The sequence below is a fragment of the Halostella litorea genome (assembly GCF_004785955.1).
GTDB lineage: Archaea > Halobacteriota > Halobacteria > Halobacteriales > Natronoarchaeaceae > Halostella > Halostella litorea.
Genome location: NZ_SJER01000005.1, coordinates 85,719 through 103,570 on the forward strand (window position 1 = coordinate 85,719; position 17,852 = coordinate 103,570).

24 protein-coding genes and 2 tRNA genes are annotated in these 17,852 nt (G+C 70.0%); 4 read left to right on the forward strand and 22 right to left on the reverse strand.

Annotation, left to right across the window (positions count from 1 at the left end):
* From EYW40_RS15230 to moaA, 18 genes are all read right to left on the reverse strand, one after another.
* Positions 1–1,347 carry a ribonuclease J gene (locus EYW40_RS15230; RefSeq protein ID WP_135822516.1) on the reverse strand — a complete coding sequence of 449 codons (1,347 nt, stop codon included), beginning with the start codon at positions 1,345–1,347 and terminating at the stop codon, positions 1–3.
* Positions 1,348–1,738: 391 nt separating this feature from the next.
* Positions 1,739–2,473: an isopentenyl phosphate kinase gene (locus EYW40_RS15235; protein WP_135822517.1), complete on the reverse strand. Its 735-nt coding sequence runs from the start codon at positions 2,471–2,473 to the stop codon at positions 1,739–1,741.
* Entirely contained in the window at positions 2,470–3,474 is a 1,005-nt protein-coding gene (gene mvk / locus EYW40_RS15240) for a mevalonate kinase (RefSeq protein WP_135822518.1), read from the reverse strand. Before mvk ends, EYW40_RS15235 begins: the two co-directional genes overlap by 4 nt.
* Before the next feature lie 24 nt (positions 3,475–3,498).
* Positions 3,499–4,845 (reverse strand): cytochrome P450, encoded by a 1,347-nt coding sequence (locus EYW40_RS15245; protein ID WP_135822519.1) that lies wholly within the window; start codon positions 4,843–4,845, stop codon positions 3,499–3,501.
* 94 nt (positions 4,846–4,939) lie between these two features.
* Positions 4,940–5,713 (reverse strand): 30S ribosomal protein S2, encoded by a 774-nt coding sequence (gene rpsB, locus EYW40_RS15250; RefSeq protein ID WP_135822520.1) that lies wholly within the window; start codon positions 5,711–5,713, stop codon positions 4,940–4,942.
* Positions 5,710–6,915 carry a phosphopyruvate hydratase gene (gene eno / locus EYW40_RS15255; RefSeq protein WP_135822521.1) on the reverse strand — a complete coding sequence of 402 codons (1,206 nt, stop codon included), beginning with the start codon at positions 6,913–6,915 and terminating at the stop codon, positions 5,710–5,712. Before eno ends, rpsB begins: the two co-directional genes overlap by 4 nt.
* Entirely contained in the window at positions 6,912–7,091 is a 180-nt protein-coding gene (locus tag EYW40_RS15260; protein ID WP_135822522.1) for a DNA-directed RNA polymerase subunit K, read from the reverse strand. The genes eno and EYW40_RS15260 overlap by 4 nt, the downstream gene beginning before the upstream one ends.
* Complete coding sequence (locus tag EYW40_RS15265; RefSeq protein WP_135822523.1) at positions 7,091–7,285, reverse strand: DNA-directed RNA polymerase subunit N; 195 nt, start codon at positions 7,283–7,285, stop codon at positions 7,091–7,093. Before EYW40_RS15265 ends, EYW40_RS15260 begins: the two co-directional genes overlap by 1 nt.
* A gap of 3 nt (positions 7,286–7,288) precedes the next feature.
* Positions 7,289–7,684: a 30S ribosomal protein S9 gene (locus tag EYW40_RS15270; protein ID WP_135822524.1), complete on the reverse strand. Its 396-nt coding sequence runs from the start codon at positions 7,682–7,684 to the stop codon at positions 7,289–7,291.
* On the reverse strand, positions 7,678–8,115 hold the full coding sequence (locus tag EYW40_RS15275; RefSeq protein WP_135822525.1) for a 50S ribosomal protein L13: 438 nt from the start codon (positions 8,113–8,115) through the stop codon (positions 7,678–7,680). The genes EYW40_RS15270 and EYW40_RS15275 overlap by 7 nt, the downstream gene beginning before the upstream one ends.
* Positions 8,112–8,462 (reverse strand): 50S ribosomal protein L18e, encoded by a 351-nt coding sequence (locus EYW40_RS15280; RefSeq protein WP_135822526.1) that lies wholly within the window; start codon positions 8,460–8,462, stop codon positions 8,112–8,114. The genes EYW40_RS15275 and EYW40_RS15280 overlap by 4 nt, the downstream gene beginning before the upstream one ends.
* Positions 8,463–8,488: 26 nt before the next feature.
* Positions 8,489–8,573 (reverse strand) — tRNA-Leu (locus EYW40_RS15285).
* A 141-nt stretch (positions 8,574–8,714) separates the two neighbouring features.
* Positions 8,715–9,494: a DNA-directed RNA polymerase subunit D gene (locus EYW40_RS15290; RefSeq protein WP_135822527.1), complete on the reverse strand. Its 780-nt coding sequence runs from the start codon at positions 9,492–9,494 to the stop codon at positions 8,715–8,717.
* 3 nt (positions 9,495–9,497) lie between these two features.
* Positions 9,498–9,890, reverse strand: a complete 393-nt coding sequence (locus EYW40_RS15295) for a 30S ribosomal protein S11 (RefSeq protein WP_135822528.1) — start codon at positions 9,888–9,890, stop codon at positions 9,498–9,500.
* A 1-nt stretch (position 9,891) separates the two neighbouring features.
* Positions 9,892–10,416 (reverse strand): 30S ribosomal protein S4, encoded by a 525-nt coding sequence (locus EYW40_RS15300; RefSeq protein ID WP_135822529.1) that lies wholly within the window; start codon positions 10,414–10,416, stop codon positions 9,892–9,894.
* Positions 10,416–10,940 (reverse strand): 30S ribosomal protein S13, encoded by a 525-nt coding sequence (locus EYW40_RS15305; protein WP_135822530.1) that lies wholly within the window; start codon positions 10,938–10,940, stop codon positions 10,416–10,418. The genes EYW40_RS15300 and EYW40_RS15305 overlap by 1 nt, the downstream gene beginning before the upstream one ends.
* Before the next feature lie 94 nt (positions 10,941–11,034).
* Positions 11,035–11,119: transfer RNA gene (locus EYW40_RS15310), tRNA-Ser, on the reverse strand.
* A 182-nt stretch (positions 11,120–11,301) separates the two neighbouring features.
* Positions 11,302–12,318 (reverse strand): GTP 3',8-cyclase MoaA, encoded by a 1,017-nt coding sequence (gene moaA / locus EYW40_RS15315; protein ID WP_135822531.1) that lies wholly within the window; start codon positions 12,316–12,318, stop codon positions 11,302–11,304.
* A 149-nt stretch (positions 12,319–12,467) separates the two neighbouring features.
* On the opposite strand from moaA, the gene EYW40_RS15320 reads away from it, so the two are divergent.
* Positions 12,468–13,415, forward strand: a complete 948-nt coding sequence (locus EYW40_RS15320) for a DUF7351 domain-containing protein (RefSeq protein WP_135822532.1) — start codon at positions 12,468–12,470, stop codon at positions 13,413–13,415.
* A gap of 18 nt (positions 13,416–13,433) precedes the next feature.
* On the opposite strand, the gene EYW40_RS15325 is transcribed toward EYW40_RS15320, so the two are convergent.
* Positions 13,434–14,120: an archaeal proteasome endopeptidase complex subunit alpha gene (locus tag EYW40_RS15325; protein WP_135822533.1), complete on the reverse strand. Its 687-nt coding sequence runs from the start codon at positions 14,118–14,120 to the stop codon at positions 13,434–13,436.
* The gene (locus EYW40_RS15330; protein ID WP_135822534.1) at positions 14,121–14,810 is read right to left on the reverse strand and encodes an Ntn hydrolase family protein; all 690 of its coding nucleotides are present in this window, start codon (positions 14,808–14,810) and stop codon (positions 14,121–14,123) included.
* 151 nt (positions 14,811–14,961) lie between these two features.
* Between EYW40_RS15330 and EYW40_RS15335 the strand changes: the two genes are divergently transcribed.
* The 3 genes from EYW40_RS15335 (at position 14,962) to EYW40_RS15345 (ending at position 17,037) form a co-directional block, all read left to right on the forward strand.
* Positions 14,962–15,993, forward strand: coding sequence for an Mrp/NBP35 family ATP-binding protein (locus EYW40_RS15335; RefSeq protein WP_135822535.1), 1,032 nt, complete (start codon positions 14,962–14,964; stop codon positions 15,991–15,993).
* Between the two features lie 113 nt (positions 15,994–16,106).
* The gene (locus tag EYW40_RS15340) at positions 16,107–16,322 is read left to right on the forward strand and encodes a DUF7976 family protein (protein WP_135822536.1); all 216 of its coding nucleotides are present in this window, start codon (positions 16,107–16,109) and stop codon (positions 16,320–16,322) included.
* An 82-nt stretch (positions 16,323–16,404) separates the two neighbouring features.
* Positions 16,405–17,037 (forward strand): uracil-DNA glycosylase, encoded by a 633-nt coding sequence (locus EYW40_RS15345; protein WP_135822537.1) that lies wholly within the window; start codon positions 16,405–16,407, stop codon positions 17,035–17,037.
* Between the two features lie 52 nt (positions 17,038–17,089).
* Here EYW40_RS15345 and EYW40_RS15350 read toward each other — a convergent pair whose 3' ends face one another.
* A complete protein-coding gene (locus EYW40_RS15350; RefSeq protein WP_135822538.1) occupies positions 17,090–17,626 on the reverse strand; it encodes a GNAT family N-acetyltransferase in 537 nt (178 codons plus the stop codon).
* Between the two features lie 33 nt (positions 17,627–17,659).
* The gene (locus EYW40_RS15355; RefSeq protein WP_135822539.1) at positions 17,660–17,851 is read right to left on the reverse strand and encodes a hypothetical protein; all 192 of its coding nucleotides are present in this window, start codon (positions 17,849–17,851) and stop codon (positions 17,660–17,662) included.
* Position 17,852: the final 1 nt, after the last annotated feature.

Genomic DNA, 17,852 nt, shown 5'->3' on the forward strand with positions numbered 1-17,852 from the left:
TTATTCGACCAGCTGGATCAGGTTGCCGTTTCGGGTGACGTGCAGGTCGCGGCCCAGCTCGTACCCCTCGCTCTCGCAGAGGTTGACGTACGACGAGTACCCGCTCATGTCCTGGTGGGCCGGGATGACGTGCTGGGGCTGCAGCGCGTCCAGCATCTCGTAGTGGCCCTCCTGGTTCAGGTGGCCGGAGACGTGGATGTCGTCGTAGATCCGGGCGCCTTGCATCTTCAGCAGCCGCTCGGACTGGTAACGCTGGCCCTCGTTGGTCGGCTCGGGGATGACCCGCGCCGAGAAGACGACCTTGTCTCCGTCGTCCAGTTCGTACGGCGTCTCGCCCCGGCCCATCCGGGTGAGCATCGCGCGGGGCTCGCCCTGGTGGCCCGTGACGACGGGCAGGTAATCCTCCTTGCCCTCCTTCATGATCCGCTTGAACGTCCGGTCGACGGACTTGCGGTGGCCGAACATCCCCAGGTCCTCCGGGAAGTCGACGAAGTCGAGCCGCTCGGCGGTGCCGGAGTACTTCTCCATCGAGCGCCCCAGAAGCACCGGCTGGCGGCCGATGTCCTTGGCGAACTCGACGAGGCTCCGGACCCGCGCGATGTGGCTGGAGAACGTCGTCGCGACGATGCCGCCGTCGTAGTCCTCCATGCTGTACAGCACGTCCTTCAGGTGCCGTCGCGCGACGGACTCCGAGGGCGTGCGGCCCTTCTTGTTGGCGTTGGTACAGTCCTCGATGTAACAGAGGACGCCGTTGTCCTCGCGGCCGATCTCCCGGAACCGCTTCATGTCGATGGGGTCGCCGATGACCGGCGTGTGGTCCATCCGCTTGTCGAGGCCGTAGACGATGGCGCCCTCGGGCGTGTGCAGGACCGGGTTGATCGCGTCGATGATGGAGTGGGTGACGTTGACGAACTCCAGTTCGTTGCGCTCGCCGATGCTCATCGTCTCGCCGGCCTCCATCTTCACGAGGTTGTTCTCGACCCCGAACTTCTGCTCGCTCTCGATCTGCTGTTTGACCAGCTCGATCGTAAACGGCGAGGCGACGATGGGCGCGTTGTAGCGGTGCGCGAGCTTGCTGATGGCACCGATGTGGTCGAGGTGGCCGTGCGTCGGCACGATGGCCTTCACGTCACCTTCGAGGTCGCTCATCACCCGGTCGTCGGGGATGGCGCCCATGTCGATCAGGTCGAGGCTGTGCATCTTTTCGGTCTCGACGTTGTCGTGGATCAGAACCTGCGAGAGGTTCAGACCCATGTCGAAGACGACGACGTCGTCGCCCGCGCGGACGGCAGTCATCTGCCGGCCGACTTCTTCGTAGCCGCCGATGGTTGCGATTTCGATTTCCATGGTTTGATCCGAGCATTGAAAGCCACGGCGTCGTGGCGATGTCGCTCACTGAAACTCCCACGGGGGACGGATACGTCGACCCCGGCGTCTTACAGCACGTCGGCCACGCACCCGCTATGCGAAACGCGGGGCCCGAAGGGCCACAGCACCGCGAAGGCCGCGTTTCACACTTTCCCGCGGGTTTCCGTTATTGCCCCTTACACACCCAGGTGTTAAAAACTGCGTGGGTTGGCCGGCGGGTCCCCAGCCTACGGGCGGCAACAGGTTTACCTACCGGACCGAAACCAGTCCGGGCTATCCCCTGACTACGTGCCGCGGAGCGCCGAGCGATCGCGCGACGCAGCGCTCCGTGGGCGGTTCGCGTCGCCTGCTCGCCCACCCGCCGGCGGCGTTACCCGCCGTCGATCGTCGTTCCGGGCTCGTGCCCCGCGAGAAAGGCGTCCAGCCCGTCCAGGTCGAACACCGACGCCGGCCGCTGTAGCGCCAGCAGTTCCCGCACCTTCCCGGCCATCCCGCCGCTCACGTCCGTGGCGTCGCTCCCGCCGAGCGCGTCGGCCACGTCCGCGAACGCCTCGATGCGGTCGATCACTTCGTCCTCGGCGTCCAGCACGCCCGGCACCGTCGAGCAGACGCCGACGCGGTCGGCGCCCAGTTCCGAGGCGACGTGAGTGACGATCTCGTCGCCGGAGAGGACCGTCACGCCCTCGCACTCGTGGGCGATCACGTCGCCGTGCAACACGGGGACGAACCCCTCGCCGAGCATCGTCGCCACCTGCGCCGTCGGGAGCGACAGCCGCGCCACGTCGTCCCGCGCGGCGGCCGAGAGCGGATGCACCGGGAGCGCCGGCACGTCCCGCTCCCGGAGCCGGGAGATGACGAAGCGGTTCAGCGTCGTCATCGCGCCGTGGATCGCCAGCGCGCCGTCTGCGTCCCGCGTCCCGTCGGTCGTCGACACGCCGTGCTCCTCGGCGTGGTGGTGGCCGAAGCTCCCGCCGCCGTGGACGACGACTAGGTCCCCCTCGGCGTCGGCGACGGCGTCGGCGGCGCGGTCCAGCGCCCGCCCGTCGAGCGTCTCGGGGCGGTCCTTCTCGGTGATCACGCTCCCGCCGAGTTTGAGGACGATCACTCGGCACGCACCCCTTCGGTCGCCAGTTCGGCGCGGAACGCCTCCTCGCAGCCCGGCGTGAACTTGAGCGCCGTCTCCGTCTCCTCGGTTTCGTCCAGCGCGACGATGCAGCCGCCGCCGCCCGCGCCGGTGAGCTTCGCGCCGTGCGCGCCGGCATCGCGGGCGGCCCACACCATCGCGTCCAGCGACCGCGAGGAGACGCCGAGCGACTCCAGGAGGCCGTGGTTGAAGTCCATCAGGTCGCCGAGTTCGGCCAGCCAGCCGCCGTCCGGGTCCTCGGCGGCGTCGGCGAGGACGCGCTCGCCCTCGGCCACGATGTCGCCGATGGTCCCGACCGTGTCGGCCGCGAAGCCGTACTCCTCGCGGAGCTCCCGGACCCCCGCGACGAGCTTCCCGGTGTCGCCCGCGCCGCCGTCGAAACCGATGACGAAGGGCAGGTCCGGCGCGCCGATCCGCTTGCAGTCGTCGCCCTCGACCCGGACCGCCCCGCCCATCGCGGAACAGAACGTGTCCGCCCGCGAGGCCTGGCCGTCCTGGACCTCGTACTCCGCGCGGAACGCGCGGTCCGCGAGTTCCTCCGGCGGGAGGTCGACGCCGAGTTCCCGCGTGGCGGCGTCGATCCCGGCCACGGTGACGGCGGCCGACGAACCGAGGCCGGCCCCGAGCGGGATGGCGCTCTCGATGGTGACGTCGAAGCCCGCGTCCGGCGCGTCGGCCGCGTCGCGGGCCTGCCCGACGGCGGCGTCGACGTACCCCATCGCCGCCTCCAGCAGCGACTCGGAGACGTCGACGTCGGGGTGGGTCTCCGCGCCGCCGCTGTACTCGACGGTGAAGCCGTCGAGCGAGAGGTCCGCGGCGTGGACCCGGAGCTTCCCGTCGGTCCGCTCATCGACGGTCACGCGTGCGCGGCGCTCGATCGCACACGGGACCGCGGGTTCGCCGTAGACGACCGCGTGCTCCCCGAACAGGTACACCTTCCCGGGAGCGCTCGAAACAGTCATACCGGCCCGTGCGGGCCGCGGGGGTTAGGAGTTTTCGGACCGCTCCGTGACCCGCATCTCCATCGTCTGCCGGGGATGCACGGTCAGGGACGGGTGCAGTTCCAGCGGCGTCTCGCCGACGTACTCCAGGCGGTACTCGCTCGCGACGGTCGCGACGATGAGCTGTGCCTCCAGCATCGCGAGGTGTTTCCCGATGCAGTGGCGCGGCCCGCCGCCGAACGGGAAGTAGGCGAACCGCGGCCGCTCGCTCGCCCGCTCCGGCAGCCACCGGTCGGGGTCGAACGTCTCAGGGTCGTCCCAGAACCGCTCGGATCGGTGGACACCCCACTGCGGGAGCATCAGCGTCGTGCCGGCGTCGATCCCGTAGCCGGCCAGTTCGACGTCGACCGTCGGCTCGCGGAAGATGGTGTACACCGGCGGGTAGAGCCGCATCGCCTCCTGTATCACCCGTTCGACGTAGTCGAGCGCCTGGACGTGTTCGCCGCCCGGGCGCTCGCCGTCGAGCACCGTGTCAACCTCCTCGTGGACGCGCCGCTCGATCTCCGGGTGTTCCGACAGCAGGTACCAGGTGTAGGTGAGCGTGAGGGCGGTGGTGTCGTGGCCGGCGAGCAGCATCGTCATCATCTCGTCGCGGAGTTGGTCGGGCGACTGCTCCCCGCGGTCCCGGGCGCGCAGCAGGACCGAGAGGAAGTCCATCGGCCCGTCCTCGTCGCCCGTCGTGCCGGCCCGCGCCGCGATGATCTCGTCCAGCACGTCGTCCAGCGTCGCGACGGCCCGCTCGAACTCGGCGTCGCCCGGCATCGGCGCCCACTCCGGCGCGGCAAACCGGATCGGGTCCGGCTCGAACCGCGCGCCCAGCGGCTCCAGTTGCTCTTGGATCGTCCGCACGCGGTCGTCGGGCAACTGCACGCCCATCATCAGGTCGAGGATCACGTCCAGCGTCACCCGGGTCATCTCGGTTTCGACGTCGACCGTCTCGCCGGGTTGCCACGGCTCGATCCGCGCCTCGGCGTGGTCGGTGACCCGGCCGGCCATCCCGGCGAGGCGACGCATCGAGAACGCCGGCTGCGCGAGGTCGCGCTGGCGCTCCCAGGTGTCGCCCTCCGAGAGCAGGAGGCCGTCGCCGAGCAGGTCGCCCAGCGCGTCGCCCTGGAAGTCGGGCTTGCGGAACTCGTCGGCCTCCGAGACGAGCACCCGTTCGATCGCCTCCGGGGCACACAGCACGTAGGTGTCGAGCGGCCCCATGTTGAACCGCGACACGTCGCCGTACGTCCCCTCCAGCGCGGCGATGAAGCTGAACGGGTCCCGGGCGTAGCGTCGACTGTCGCCGAACAGCGGTTCCCCTTTCGGGCCGGGCGGTGTGTCAGCCATCGGCACGGCTAGGGACCGCAACCGCTTAACCGTGTGGCCGGGCGGAGCGGCCGCTGTTCGGCGTGGAGAACGGAAAACGAAGCGAAACGGACCGTTAAATCCCGCTCTCGAAGTCGTCGAGCGAGTAGGCGGGTTCGGCGCCGCGGCGGTCGAGCGTCTCGTTGGCCAGCAGCCAGTAGACGACCGACAGCGCCTTGCGCCCCTTGTTGTTCGTCGGGACGACGAGGTCGACGTTGCCGAGGCTGTTGTTGGAGTCACACATCGCGATGACCGGGATGCCGACCGTGATGGCCTCCTTGACGGCCTGGGCGTCGCCGATGGGGTCGGTGACGACCAGCACGTCCGGCTCGATGTAGCCGTCGTACTTGGGGTTGGTCAGCGTGCCCGGGATGAACCGGCCGGTGCGGGCGCGAGCACCCACGGCCTCGGCGAACTTCTCGGCCGGGAAGCGGCCGTACTGGCGCGAGGACGTGACCAGGATCTGCTCGGGGTCGTAGTTCGACAGGAAGTCCGCGGCGGTGCGGATCCGGCTGTCGGTCTTCGAGACGTCCAGCACGTACAGCCCGTCGGTCCGGACGCGGTGGATGTACCGCTCCATGTCCTGGGTCTTCTGCTGGGTCCCGATGTGGACGCCCGCGCCGAGGTAGTCCTCGACGGGGATGAGGAGGTCGGCCTCCTCGTCGGACATGACGTCCTCGTCCAGCTGCGGTTCGTCCTCGGTCGCCTCGTCGGCGTCCTCGGCGGTCGCTTCCTCAGCGGGCTCCGCGTCCTCGGCCTCGGCCGCCGGGCCGGCGTCCGCCGCCGGCTCCGGGTCGACCTCCTCCTCGGCCGCGTCGAGCCCTTCCTGTTCTGCGTCGTTCTCTGTCATAGTGCGTCGTCCGCGATGCGGATGAGTTCGTTCAGCTTTGCGGTTCGCTCGCCGCCGACGGTGCCGGTCTTGATGAACGGCGCGTCGGTCGCCACGGCGAGGTGTGCGATCGTCGCGTCCTCCGTCTCGCCGCTGCGGTGGGAGACGACGGCGTCGTAGCCGTGCTCCTCGGCGAGCTCGATGGCGTCGAACGCGTCGGTGAGCGTGCCGATCTGGTTGGGCTTGATGAGGATGCTGTTGCCGGCACCGACGTCGATGCCGTCCTGCAGGCGCGCCGTGTTCGTCACGAACAGGTCGTCGCCACAGACCAGCGTCCGGTCGCCGACCTCGTCGGTCAGCTCGGCGAAGGCCTCGTAGTCGTCCTCGTCGAGGGGGTCCTCGACGTAGACCAGGTCGTACTCGTCGACCAGCTCCGCGACGTACGCTATCTGCTCGTCGGTGTCGCGGACCTCGTCGCCGTACACGTAGCCGTCCTCGTCGGCGTCGTACAGCTCGGCACCGGCCATGTCGAGGCCGAAGCCGATCTCGAAGCCGAACTCGTCGGCGACGGTCGCGACGGCCTCGTCCATGATCTCGAACGCCTCCGCGTCGTCGATCGACGGTGCCCACGCGCCCTCGTCGCCCTTGCCGGCGGGGACGCCGCGCTCGTCGAGGACGTCGGCGACCTCCTGGTGGACGGCGGCGTTGGCAAACACCGCGTCGGAGACGCTCGGCGCGCCGACCGGCGCGGCGAGGAACTCCTGGATGTGGGTCGCGTCGGCGGCGTGTTCGCCGCCGCCGATGACGTTGCCGAGCGGGACCGGGAAGTTCTCGCCCCGGAACGTGCCGCCGAGGTGCTGGTACGTCGGCGCGCCCAGCACGTCGGCACCGGCCTTCGCGGCGGCCATGCTGATGGCGACGGCGCTGTTCGCGCCGATCTCGGAGAAGTCGTCGGTGCCGTCCGCGCCGCGCAGGGCGGCGTCGACGTCGCGCTGGTTGCCCGCGTACACCTGCCCCTCAAGTCGGGGCACGGCGAGTTCGCGGGCCTTCGCGATGGCCTCCTGGGCCGGCAGTTCGATCGCCTCGTACTCGCCGGTGCTCGCGCCGCTGGGGGCCGCCGCGCGGCCGAAGCCGCCGCTCTCGGTGAGCACGTCGGCCTCGACGGTGGCGTTCCCGCGGGAGTCGAGCACGCGCCGCAGTCGGACGGTGGTGATGAGCGTCATGTTTGCTCCCTGTTGACGGTGAAGGGGAGGACGCCGGCGTCGTACTCCTCGGCGGCGATCAGGATCGGCTCCGTCTGGTCCGTCTCGATGAGGACCGGCGCGCCGTAGGACACCTGCAGCGCTCGTGCGCCGAGGATGCGTGCTTTCTCGTACCGGGTGAAGCGTTCGTGTGACATTACTGGTAGGGTGCGACGATGTCGACCAGGTCCTTGTGCGACACGAGCATCCGCCGGCAGCACTGGCGCTCGACGCCCAGCTCGTCGAGGACCTTCTCCGGGTCCTCGTCGCCCTCGCGCGCCCGGGCCTTGAACTCCTCCCAGTGTTCACCCACGACGTTGCCGCAGGTGAAACACCGGACTGGTACCATCATGGTTCAGCGGTAGGACTTCTGGTAGCGGGCCCGCGCACCGGGACCGCCCCACTTCTTGGGCTCGGACTGGCGGACGTCGTTGACCAGCAGCGAGCGGTCGAACTCCATGAACGCGTCGCGGAGTTCGGCGTCGCCGAGGTGCTGGACGATGCCGCGGGCGATGGCGGTGCGGACGGCGTCGGCCTGACCGCTGATGCCGCCGCCCTCGACGCGGACGTCCACGTCGACCTGTTCGCGCTCGTCGCCGGCGATGCGGAACGGCTCCAGCATCTTCAGGCGCGAGAGCTCCGGTTCGACCAGCTCGACTGGCTGGGAGTTGATGCGGACCTTACCGTCGCCGTCGCTCACGGTGGCGCGGGCGATTGCGGTCTTTTTCTTGCCGCTCGTGTTGGTTACCATGTGACGTTAGCACCCAGTTGCTCGCTGACCTCGCCCAGGTGGACGAAGCGGATGTTCGACAGTCGGTCCAGCGACGTGCCCTCGAGGATCTCCCCGTCGCGGTCGTGGGGGTTGCCCACGTAGACGCGGACGTTCTCGAACGCCTCTCGGCCGCGCTGCTTCTTGTAGGGGAGCATCCCGCGGATCGAGCGCTTGAGGATCTCGTCCGGACGCTTCGGGTAGTACGGCCCGCTGTCGGAGCCGAGATCCCGGCGCTTCCGGAACGTGGACATGATGTCTTCCTCGCCGCCCGTGATCACCGCGTCCTCCGCGTTGATCACGGCCACGCGATCGCCGTCGAGCGCGGCCTCCGCGACCTGACTTGCGACGCGGCCGAGGATGCAGTCGCGCGCATCCACGACGACGTCGGCTTCGAACTCGGCGAGACTCATCGGATCACCCGCACGTTGCTGCCTTCGGGGTTCTGTTCGATCGCCTGTTCAAGCTTGATCGTTTCGCCGACCTGCTCTATCTTCGTCTCTGCCGTCGACGAGAAGTCGACGGCGGCGACGGTGACGCTTTTCTGCAGCGCGCCGCTCCCGAGAACCTTGCCGGGCACGATGACCGTCTCGTCCTCCTCGGCGTACCGCTCGATGCGGCCGAGATTGACTTCAGCGTGCGTTCGGCGTGGTTTCTCGAGGCGGGCCGCGACGTCCTTCCAGACGTTCGCGTCCGCATCTCGCGCCACCGATTTCAGCTCGGCGACAAGACTGCTCAGCCTCGGATTTGTCTTACTCATAACGTACCTCCTGATTGAAGAAGTGATGCAGGGAGCAGGATTTGAACCTGCGGACTCCTACGAGACAGCGCCCTGAACGCTGCGCCGTTGGCCTGACTTGGCTATCCCTGCACGTCGAGCCCTCGTAGGCATTCCATCGTTCTTGCCGGCCCTTCAAACCAGTTTCGATTGCCGACCGATGTCGGGTCCCGCGGCTGTCGCCGTCGAAGGGGCGAACCGCCGTCAGGGAACCGGTGTGAAGGGGCATCTGTGCTATAGTTGAACCGCGTCGCGGAGTTCCGTCGCCCGGTCCTCCAGCGTGTCGACCGCCCGGGTCACGAGTTCCTCGACCGAGAACGAGCCGTCGGTCTCGACGTGGAACACGAACGCGTTGTCGACGTCGTGGACCTCGACCTCCTTGCCCGGGTAGCGCTGCGAGAGGTCGTGGTCGAACGTCTCGGTGAGCACGAGGTCGCCGTTCTCGACGTCGGCGTCGGCGTGCTCGGCCGCGCGCTCCTCGATGACGCCGCGCAGGACGTTCGCCTCCTGCTCTTCGAACTCGCTGGCGTCGCCGACGACCTCCACGTACTGGAGGTGGCGGTAGCCGACCGCGACCCCGCCCTGGTGTTTGGCGTGGTTCTTCCCGGAGTCCACCACCGCTTCGGCCTCCAGTTCGAGGCGCTGGTCGTCCTTCAGGTCGATGATCGGCACGTTGTCGTCGGCCGGTTCGACCATGCTGTCGGCGCTGACGAGGTCGCCGGAGTAGGCGGTGTCCGGCCCCTCGACGTCGATGCTCAGGGTGACCGTGTCGCCCGCCTCGAACTCCCCGGCGGGCGTGGTCAGCGGCACCATCCCGAGCCGGTGGGCGATCTGCTCGTCGAACATCACCGACGAGTTCTCGATCACCCGCACGGTGTCGACCGAGAGCGTCGGCACGTCGGCGATCATCGCCCGGCGGATGCCGTTGGCGAAGGCCGGCGTGACGTCCCGGACGAGGAACCGGGCGGATCGGTCCTCGCGTTCGATGAACTGGACGTCGTACTCCTCAGCCATGGGTTAGAATCCGCCCTTCCCCTTGGGAGCGCGCGACCCGTCGTGCGGGATCGGCGTGACGTCCTCGATGCGGCCGATCTCCAGGCCGGCACGGGCGAGCGCGCGGATCGTCGCCTGCGCGCCCGGACCGGGGCTCTTCTGGAGGTTGCCGCCGGGGCCGCGCACGCGGACGTGCACGCCCTCGACGCCGGCCGCGAGCACCTCTTCGGCGACCGTCTCGGCCATCTGCATGGCCGCGTACGGCGACGCCTCGTCGCGGTTCTGCTTGACGACCGCGCCGCCGGAGGACTTCGCGACCGTCTCCGCGCCCGTCAGGTCGGTGACGGTGATGATGGTGTTGTTGAACGATGCGTGCACGTGGGCGATGCCCCACTTCTCGTCCTGTGATTCGCTCATGTTATTGTTCCTCCGCGCGTTCGGGGTGGAGTTCGTCCGCGAGCGGGCTGGTCTCGTCGAAGGCGATGACGCCCTCCTCGTCGACGTCGACCTTGTACGACGGCCGCGTGACGCGGGCCTCGCCGACGACGACGTGCCCGTGGACGATGAACTGTCGCGCCTGCTCGGGCGTGTTCGCCAGGCCCTTGCGGTAGACGACCGTCTGGAGGCGACGCTCGAGCACGTCGTTGATCTCCAGGGACAGGATGTCGTCGAGGCCGTCCTCCTCGTCGAGGACGCCGATGCGCTTCAGGCGGGCGAGGAACTCGTCGCCGCGCTCGGCGGCGGCCTCGGCGTCGCCCTGTGCGCGGCCGAGCAGCGCCCGCGCCTCGCGGCGGTAGGAACGCAGTTCGGACTGTGCGCGCCACAGTTCCTCCTTGTTCTTGAGGCCGTAGCGGCCGACCAGGTCGTGCTCCGAGGCGATGCGCTCGCCCTGGAACGGGTGGTTCGGCGTCTCGTAGGCCTTCGTCTTGCTACCGAGCGGCATTATTCCTCACCACCCTCCTCGGCGGCTTCTTCCTCGGCTTCCTCGCGGATCTCCTCCACGTTGACGCCGATGGTCCCCTCGGTCCGGCCGGTGGACTTGGTGCGCTGCCCGCGGACCTTCTGCCCGCGCTGGTGGCGCACGCCCCGGTAAGAGCTGATCATCTTCATGCGGTTGATGTCCTGCCGGCGGGTCATCGAGAGGTCGTTACCGGTCTCGTGGGTGGTCTCGCCGGAGAAGAAGTCGTTCCGGCGGTTGGTGAGCCACTCCGGGACCGTGTCCGCGTAGCTCTCGACTTCCTCGACCACGCGGTCGATCTCGTCGTCGTCGAGGCGGCCGAACGTCGCCTTTCGGTTGACGTCGGCCTCCTCGGCGATGATGCGGGCCGTTCGTCGCCCGATGCCGTTCATCTCGATGAGGGACCGTTCGACTGACTTCGTCCCATCGAGGTCCGTCTGCCCGATGCGGACGAAGTACCGAAGGTCCTCGTCGTCTTCGGGTGTGTCCTGTGGTTCTTCTGCACTCATGGCTTGTGTGTTGTCTGGGTCGAAGCGTGGAAAACGCTTCGATGGTTTCGACGGGGTGAGCCCCCTCACGAACCGGAAGTCCGGTTCGATACGACGTCGTGGCGGGGATTTGAACCCCGGAGGCTTGACGCCACAGAGTTAGCAACCCTGCGCCTTGGGCCAGGCTAGGCTACCACGACTCGCCGTTCTATCTTCGCCCTTCCGGACTCGGGACGCGGTGCCCCTGCAGCGTATTGCAAATTGAAGTACTCCGTGGAGGGTACTTAAGCGTCACGAAAGAACCGGCACACGGTGCGCGCCGCGGCTCGCCGGGGGCGCGGGGAAACCGGACGACGGGACGCCGATCCGCGTTCCGGGCCGGTCAGGCGAGGTACTCCTCGTTCATCTCCCACTCGCCGTCCTCGTTCTCGACCATGTACTCGCCGTAGTACGGCACGCGGTTCTCGACGGTCTCGCGGAACGTCTCCCTGATCTCCGCTCTGGTCATCTCGCCCATCGAGCGCAGGTCGTCGTTGCGGTTGAGACAGCCTTTGAGGTATCCTTCGTGCGTGACGCGCACGCGGTGGCAGTTCGCGCAGAACGATCTGTTCTCGACGGGGTCGACGATCTCGACCATCCCCGCGTCGCCGTCGGCCGCGACGTCGCCCGCGCCGGTGCCGCCGGCCGCGGCCCCGTCGTCCGGCGTCACCCAGTAACGGCGCCGGCCGTGCATCTCGCGGCGCTCGACCCGGTCGGCCTGCTCGGCCAGCCAGCCGTGGACGCGCTCGATATCGACCGCCCACTCGGGCCGGCCGGTCAGCTCCGGCATGTACTCGATGAGCTGGAGCTGCAGCCCCTCGTTCTCGGCGACGTGGTCGACCATCTGCGGGACGTATCCCGCGGTCTGCTCGAACACGACCATGTTGAGCTTCACGGGGTCGAGGCCGGCGTCGAGCGCCGCCTCGACGCCCTCGATGACCTGCTCGTACGCGCCGCTCTGGGTGACCTTGGCGAAGTCGTCCGGGTCCAGCGCGTCCTGCGAGACGTTGACGCGTTCGAGCCCGGCGTCGACGAGCGCCTCGGCGCGTCCGGGGAGGAACGTGCCGTTGGTCGTCATCGACACCTCCATCGCGTCGGGCGTGCGGCGGACGATTTCCTCCAGGTCGTCGCGGAGCATCGGCTCGCCGCCGGTGAACTTCACCGAGTCGACGCCGAACTCCGCGGCGACCTCCAGAAAGCGGACGACCTCGTCGGCGGTCATCTCGTCGTCCTGGGGGTCCATCGGGCCGCGGGTGTCGCCCAGCCCCTCGTTGTGACAGTAGACGCAGTCGAAGTTACACCGGTCGGTGAGCGACACCCGGACCCCCGTGACCTCCCGACCGAAGTCGTCCGCGAGCATATCGCGGAGGTTGCCGCCGCGAGTTATTAAATCCGCCGTCGAACGCGACCCGATTGTAACCAGAATCGGTTACCCCCTCAGCGTCCTCGCGCGTCCCGGGGACGGGCCGACGCACAGCGCTTATTGCCGGCCGGATGCGAACGGGCCACATGGCCGACCCCGCCGATGCCGACGCCGCGTTCGAGACGCTCGGGAGCGAGCCGCGGCTGCGGGTGCTGCGGGCGCTCGTCGACGACGACGGGCGGCCGACCCGGCGCTCGTTCTCGGAGCTGTTCGAGGCGACGGCGGTCGACACCACCGCCGGCTTCGCGTACCACCTCCGGCAGCTGACCGACCGCTACGTCCGGAAAGTCGACGAGGCCTACGAACTCACCGACGCCGGCCGCCGCGTCGCCCGCGCCGTGGCGGCGGGCACGTACACCGAGAGCGTCGACAGCGACCCGGTCGCCCTCGACGACGACTGCCCGTTCTGCGGCGACGCCGCGCTGGCCGCGACCGTCGCGGACAACGTGACGACCGTCGCCTGCGACGCCTGCGGCCGGGCGGTGCTGGAGCTTCCGTTCCCACCGAGCGGCCACGACACGCACGGGGACGACCTGCCGCGGGCGTTCGACGTCCACCACCGCCACCGCATCGCCGAGTTCTCCGCTGGCGTCTGTCCCGAGTGTGGCGGTGCGGTCGAGGCCGAGACCGAGGCGGCCGGCGACCCGGGGCCGGCCGTCGCGACGTTCACCTGCGCGGCCTGCGGCGCGCGGCTCCGCTGTCCGGTGACGCTGACGACGCTGTCCCACCCGGCGGTCGTCGCCTTCTACCACGACCACGCGTGCGACGTGCGGGACCGCCCGCTGTGGAACGTCGGCGACGAGTGGCGCGAGCGCGTCGTCTCCGAGGACCCCTGGTGCGTCCGGGTGGCGACGCGGCTCGACGGCGAGGAACTCGCCCTGTTCGTCGCCCGCGACGCGACCGTCGTGGAGCACCGGCGCGCGGACGTGCGGGACCGGGCCGAGGGGGCGGACGCCGAGGGAACCGACGAGACCGGCGTCGAGGGGTCCGACGCGTCGGCCGTCGAGGACGACGCCGGGAGCGCCTCCGCCTGACCACGCCGCCCGACTGTTTCACCCGTCGTCGCGACTCGCGTTCCGGTAACCCTCGCCGTCGATCACCGCCACGTCCGCCTCCCCGTCGGCGAGTTCGTCGTCCGCGTCCGCCCGGAGCGCGTCGAGCGCGCGGTCGACGGCCGCGGACTCGTCGAGGCCCGGTTCGTACGTCCCCTCCAGGTGATCGAGGAGTCCGCCGTCGCCCCCGACCGCGACGGCCCGCCATGCGGTCGGCGTGCCCGAGGGGTCGACCTCGTACAGCGCCGGGCCGTCGCGGTCGACGCCGGCGACCAGCAGCGCCACGCCGAACGGGCGCGCCCCGCCGGTCTGGGTCGTCTCCTGCACTGCGTCGGCAAGCGACTTGGCCAGCGCCTCGACGGGCATCGGCTCGCCGTAGCGCAGGCGCTCGCGCTGTGCGGTCACGCGGGCCAGGTCCACCAGCCGCCGGGCGTCGGCCACGTGACCCGCGGTCGCGACCCCGAGGTGGTCGTCGACCGCGTGCAGTTTCTCGACGCTGTCGGCCACCTGGAGCGACGACCGCCGCCGCCCGTCGGCCGCGAGGGCGACGCCGTCGGCGTACCGGACGCCGACCGTGGGGTGGCCCCGCGTCACCGCCTCGCGGGCGTACTCGACCTGGTAGAGCCGGCCGTCGGGCGAGAACACCGTGACGCCGCGGTCGTAGGCCGTCTGGTCGTGGCCCTGCATCTACGCCACCTCCGTCGGGTCGTCGTGGGTCTCGAACGCCACGCCGTCCGCCGTGACGCGCGCGACCAGGACGCCGTTGCCGCTGGCCGTGTCGCGCTCGCTGGCCGCGGCGACCGCGTCGGCGGCGGCCGCGACGGCTCCGTCGAGGTCGGCGTCCGGCTCGTACTGCCGCTCGAGGACGCCGTAGGCGACCTGCATCCCGCTGCCCGTCGCGGCGTAGTCGTCGGCCATCACCCCGCCGCCGCCGTCGAGGTCGTACACGTGCGTCCCGTCGCCGTCGACGCCGCCGAGGACGGGCGTCACCGGCGCGCCGCGGAGCAGGTCGCCCGCGACCCGCGCCAGCGCGTCCATCGACAGCGGCCGCCCGCGACGCGCCTCGTAGAGGCTCGCCTCGGAGCGGAGCTGTCGGACGACCGCCTGCGCGTCGCCGACGGACCCCGACAGCGTCATCGCCGCCGAGGGGTGGACCTGCTCGACCTTGTCGACGCCTTTGTTCGCGACGAACCGGCCGCCGAGGCTGGCCCGGCGGTCCGCCGCGAGGGCGACCCCGTTGGTCGCCGCGATGCCGACGGTGGTCGTCCCCGTCTTTGCGACGGTCCCGTCGGGGGCTGTCCGCCGGCCCGCGCCGTCGCCGTCCGCGTTCCGTGCCGTTCCGTCGTGGGCCGCCGCCGGCCCGGAGGGTCGTGCCATGCGAACCGATCGGGGCCGCCCGGGGAAATATGTTAGCTAAAATATATTTTAGCCGGCGGTCGCCGACGGCGGGAGCGGGGCAACCGGCCCCCGACGGCGGGCGGTCCCGGGACGAAAACCCTTATCGGCGCGTCCGCGCCTATCTACGGGTATGGACGCAGACGACGTGCTCGACCTCCTCCGGGAGGTCGAGGACCCGGACCTCGGCGACGACATCGTCTCGCTGAACCTCGTCAACGACGTGACGGTCCAGGGCGACACCGCGCGGGTGTCCCTGGCGCTCGGTGCGCCGTACTCGCCCAACGAGACGCACATCGCCGACCGCGTCCGGGAGGTGCTCGGTGACGCGGGGCTGGACGCCGACCTCTCCGCCGAGGTCGACGACGGCCTGTCGACCGACGAGCAGGTGCTCCCCACCGTCGAGAACGTCATCGCGGTCGCGAGCGGGAAAGGCGGCGTCGGCAAGAGCACCGTCGCCGTCAACCTCGCGGCCGGGCTCTCGCAGTTGGGCGCGCGCGTCGGCCTGTTCGACGCCGACGTGTACGGGCCGAACGTGCCGCGGATGGTCGACGCCGACGAGGCCCCGCAGGCCACCGCCGACGAGACCATCGTCCCGCCCGAGCGCTACGGGATGCAGCTAATGAGCATGGCCTTCCTCGTCGGCGAGGACGACCCCGTCATCTGGCGCGGCCCGATGGTCCACAAGATCCTCACCCAGCTGTGGGAGGACGTCGAGTGGGGCCACCTCGACTACATGATCGTCGACCTGCCGCCGGGCACCGGCGACACCCAGCTCAGCCTGCTCCAGAGCGTCCCCATCGCCGGGGCCGTCATCGTCACGACGCCCCAGGAGGTCGCGCTGGACGACGCCCGGAAGGGCCTGGAGATGTTCGGCAAGCACGACACGCCCGTGCTCGGCATCGCGGAGAACATGGCGACGTTCAAGTGCCCGGACTGCGGCGGCGAACACCCCATCTTCGGCGAGGGCGGCGGCGAGCGCTTCGCCGCCGAGCACGACATGCCGTTCCTCGGGTCGGTGCCGCTGGACCCGGAAGTTCGCACCGGCGGCGACGAGGGCGAGCCGGTCGTGCTGGACGAGGACAGCGACACGGGCCAGGCGTTCCGCGACATCACCGAGCGCGTGGCGAACAACGTCGGCATCGTCAAGCGCCGCCGGCAGTAGTGCGGTTCGCGTGGGAGCGACCGCGGGCCGCCGTCGTCGGCCCGGTCGCCCGTCGCCGGTTTCTCGATCCCGTCGCGTAGCCGTTAACAACGACGGCCGCCGTAGCGTCCGACATGTCCGAGTTCGACCCCGACGCCGAGCGCGTCGAGACGCTGCGGGCCGTCGCCGAGGACGTGCGGGGCGACAGCTCAGAGAGCAAGCAAGTCGCCGCCATCCTCTACCGCGTCAGCGACCTCTACGACCCCGACGAGGACACCGACCCGCGGGAGATATACCTCAACGTCCGCAACATCCTGAACGTGAAGGAGCAGGGCGGGCTGGAGCGCTGAGTCGCCCCGACCGACGCTGCCGGCCGCCGGCCCGCCGCGCCGCACCGCGGCCGTTTTTACGCTGGACCCCTTCGGACGAGGCGTGGACGCACACCAGCAGGACACCGCGAACCCGTTCGGGATGGACGAGGACTGCGAGAACTGTCCCGGCCTCTGCGGGGCGCGCACGCAGGTCGTCCACGGCTACGGCGACGTGGGTGCGGACTTCGCGTTCGTCGGCGAGCGCCCCGGCCCGGGCGCGGACGGGACGGGCGTCCCCTTTACCGGCGACGCGGGCGGCGAGGCGTTCCTCTCGGTGTTGCGGCGGCTCGGGCTGTGTGCCTCCCCGGCCGACAGCGAGGAGCCGGAGCTACACAACGCCTTCCTCACGTACCTCACGCGCTGTCGCCACCCCGAGCGCCCGCCGACCGACGAGGAGGTAGCGACCTGCGAACCGTATCTCAACGCCGAGATCCGAATGATAAACCCCGAGATCATCGTGCCCGTCGGGGAGCGCGCGCTGGCGGAGGTGTCGACGGAGTACACGACGACCCCCGCCGACGAGTTCGACCTCGTCTCCGACGCCGGCGAGGCGATCCGCGGGCGCGGCTTCGAACTCGTCCCCATGATACCGCCCGGCGAGGCGACCGACGAGCAGACGCAGTCGTTCGTCGAGTCGTTCTCGGCGCTGATGGCCAGCGACTACCGGCAGACGAAGGGCCGCCGGAGCCGATAGCTCGCCGGGGCGGAGCCGGACGTGGGGTGCCACGGCCGACTCCGCCCGTTTCCTACGCCGGGTCGAACTCGGCCTCGGTCACGCCCCACAGCGAGATGTCGCGGTAGTCGCCGTCCTTGTAGTGGTGGTCCCGGCGGGTGCCCTCACACTCGAAGCCGATCTTCTCCAGGACGCGCTCGCTGGCGGGGTTGTCCGCCTGCACCTCCGCGGCCACCTTGTGCGCGTTCAGCTCCTGAAAGGCGTATGCCACGAGCAGCGACGCGGCCTCGGTGGCGTACCCGTTGCCCTGCTCCTCCGGCAGGACGTAGTAGCCGAGCGTGGCGGTCCGGGCCCGCAGGTCGTCCACCCTGCAGCCCGCCCAGCCGACCGTGTCGCCCGCGACCCGTATTGCACACAGGGCGTTGGGGGCGTCGGTCGACTGTTTCCGCTCGATCCACTCGCTCGCGGCCTCCCGGGTCACCGTTCCGCCGTACGCGCCGGTCGTGCGCATCTCCGGGTCCGTCCGCGACCGCGCGTAGGCTCGAACGTGTGGTTCCCGGGACGGGTCGAGCGGGACGAGCTCGACGCTGGAACCTTCGAGGAACGCCATGCGACTAGTTGGCAAGGAAACGTAATAGTTCTTTCACCAGTACGGCGTCCCGCCGCGCCCGCGCCGGCCGGCGGCGGTCCAGGCGACGACGAGGACCGCGACCAGCGCGGCCGTCGCCAGCGCCGCCGTGTCCGGCCCGGCGGCGACGAACGTGACCGGCCCGCCGACCGCGGCGACGGCGGTCAACAGCGCGGCGAGCCCGGCGATCGGTTTGGTCGGGTGCATG

Bases quoted from the DNA above. Each gene is read 5' to 3' on its own strand.
- EYW40_RS15325 (WP_135822533.1), bottom strand. From the start codon at position 14,120: ATGCAGGGCCACGACCAGACGGCCTACGACCGCGGCGTCACGGTGTTC.
- EYW40_RS15280 (WP_135822526.1), bottom strand. From the start codon at position 8,462: ATGAGTAAGACAAATCCGAGGCTGAGCAGTCTTGTCGCCGAGCTGAAA.
- EYW40_RS15320 (WP_135822532.1), top strand. From the start codon at position 12,468: ATGGCCGACCCCGCCGATGCCGACGCCGCGTTCGAGACGCTCGGGAGC.
- moaA (WP_135822531.1), bottom strand. From the start codon at position 12,318: ATGCTCGCGGACGACTTCGGTCGGGAGGTCACGGGGGTCCGGGTGTCG.
- EYW40_RS15275 (WP_135822525.1), bottom strand. From the start codon at position 8,115: ATGAGTCTCGCCGAGTTCGAAGCCGACGTCGTCGTGGATGCGCGCGAC.
- EYW40_RS15350 (WP_135822538.1), bottom strand. From the start codon at position 17,626: ATGGCGTTCCTCGAAGGTTCCAGCGTCGAGCTCGTCCCGCTCGACCCG.
- EYW40_RS15245 (WP_135822519.1), bottom strand. From the start codon at position 4,845: ATGGCTGACACACCGCCCGGCCCGAAAGGGGAACCGCTGTTCGGCGAC.
- EYW40_RS15340 (WP_135822536.1), top strand. From the start codon at position 16,107: ATGTCCGAGTTCGACCCCGACGCCGAGCGCGTCGAGACGCTGCGGGCC.
- EYW40_RS15355 (WP_135822539.1), bottom strand. From the start codon at position 17,851: ATGCACCCGACCAAACCGATCGCCGGGCTCGCCGCGCTGTTGACCGCC.
- EYW40_RS15290 (WP_135822527.1), bottom strand. From the start codon at position 9,494: ATGGCTGAGGAGTACGACGTCCAGTTCATCGAACGCGAGGACCGATCC.
- EYW40_RS15335 (WP_135822535.1), top strand. From the start codon at position 14,962: ATGGACGCAGACGACGTGCTCGACCTCCTCCGGGAGGTCGAGGACCCG.
- EYW40_RS15330 (WP_135822534.1), bottom strand. From the start codon at position 14,810: ATGGCACGACCCTCCGGGCCGGCGGCGGCCCACGACGGAACGGCACGG.
- EYW40_RS15230 (WP_135822516.1), bottom strand. From the start codon at position 1,347: ATGGAAATCGAAATCGCAACCATCGGCGGCTACGAAGAAGTCGGCCGG.
- eno (WP_135822521.1), bottom strand. From the start codon at position 6,915: ATGACGCTCATCACCACCGTCCGACTGCGGCGCGTGCTCGACTCCCGC.
- rpsB (WP_135822520.1), bottom strand. From the start codon at position 5,713: ATGACAGAGAACGACGCAGAACAGGAAGGGCTCGACGCGGCCGAGGAG.
- EYW40_RS15265 (WP_135822523.1), bottom strand. From the start codon at position 7,285: ATGATGGTACCAGTCCGGTGTTTCACCTGCGGCAACGTCGTGGGTGAA.
- EYW40_RS15270 (WP_135822524.1), bottom strand. From the start codon at position 7,684: ATGGTAACCAACACGAGCGGCAAGAAAAAGACCGCAATCGCCCGCGCC.
- EYW40_RS15295 (WP_135822528.1), bottom strand. From the start codon at position 9,890: ATGAGCGAATCACAGGACGAGAAGTGGGGCATCGCCCACGTGCACGCA.
- mvk (WP_135822518.1), bottom strand. From the start codon at position 3,474: ATGACTGTTTCGAGCGCTCCCGGGAAGGTGTACCTGTTCGGGGAGCAC.
- EYW40_RS15260 (WP_135822522.1), bottom strand. From the start codon at position 7,091: ATGTCACACGAACGCTTCACCCGGTACGAGAAAGCACGCATCCTCGGC.
- EYW40_RS15305 (WP_135822530.1), bottom strand. From the start codon at position 10,940: ATGAGTGCAGAAGAACCACAGGACACACCCGAAGACGACGAGGACCTT.
- EYW40_RS15300 (WP_135822529.1), bottom strand. From the start codon at position 10,416: ATGCCGCTCGGTAGCAAGACGAAGGCCTACGAGACGCCGAACCACCCG.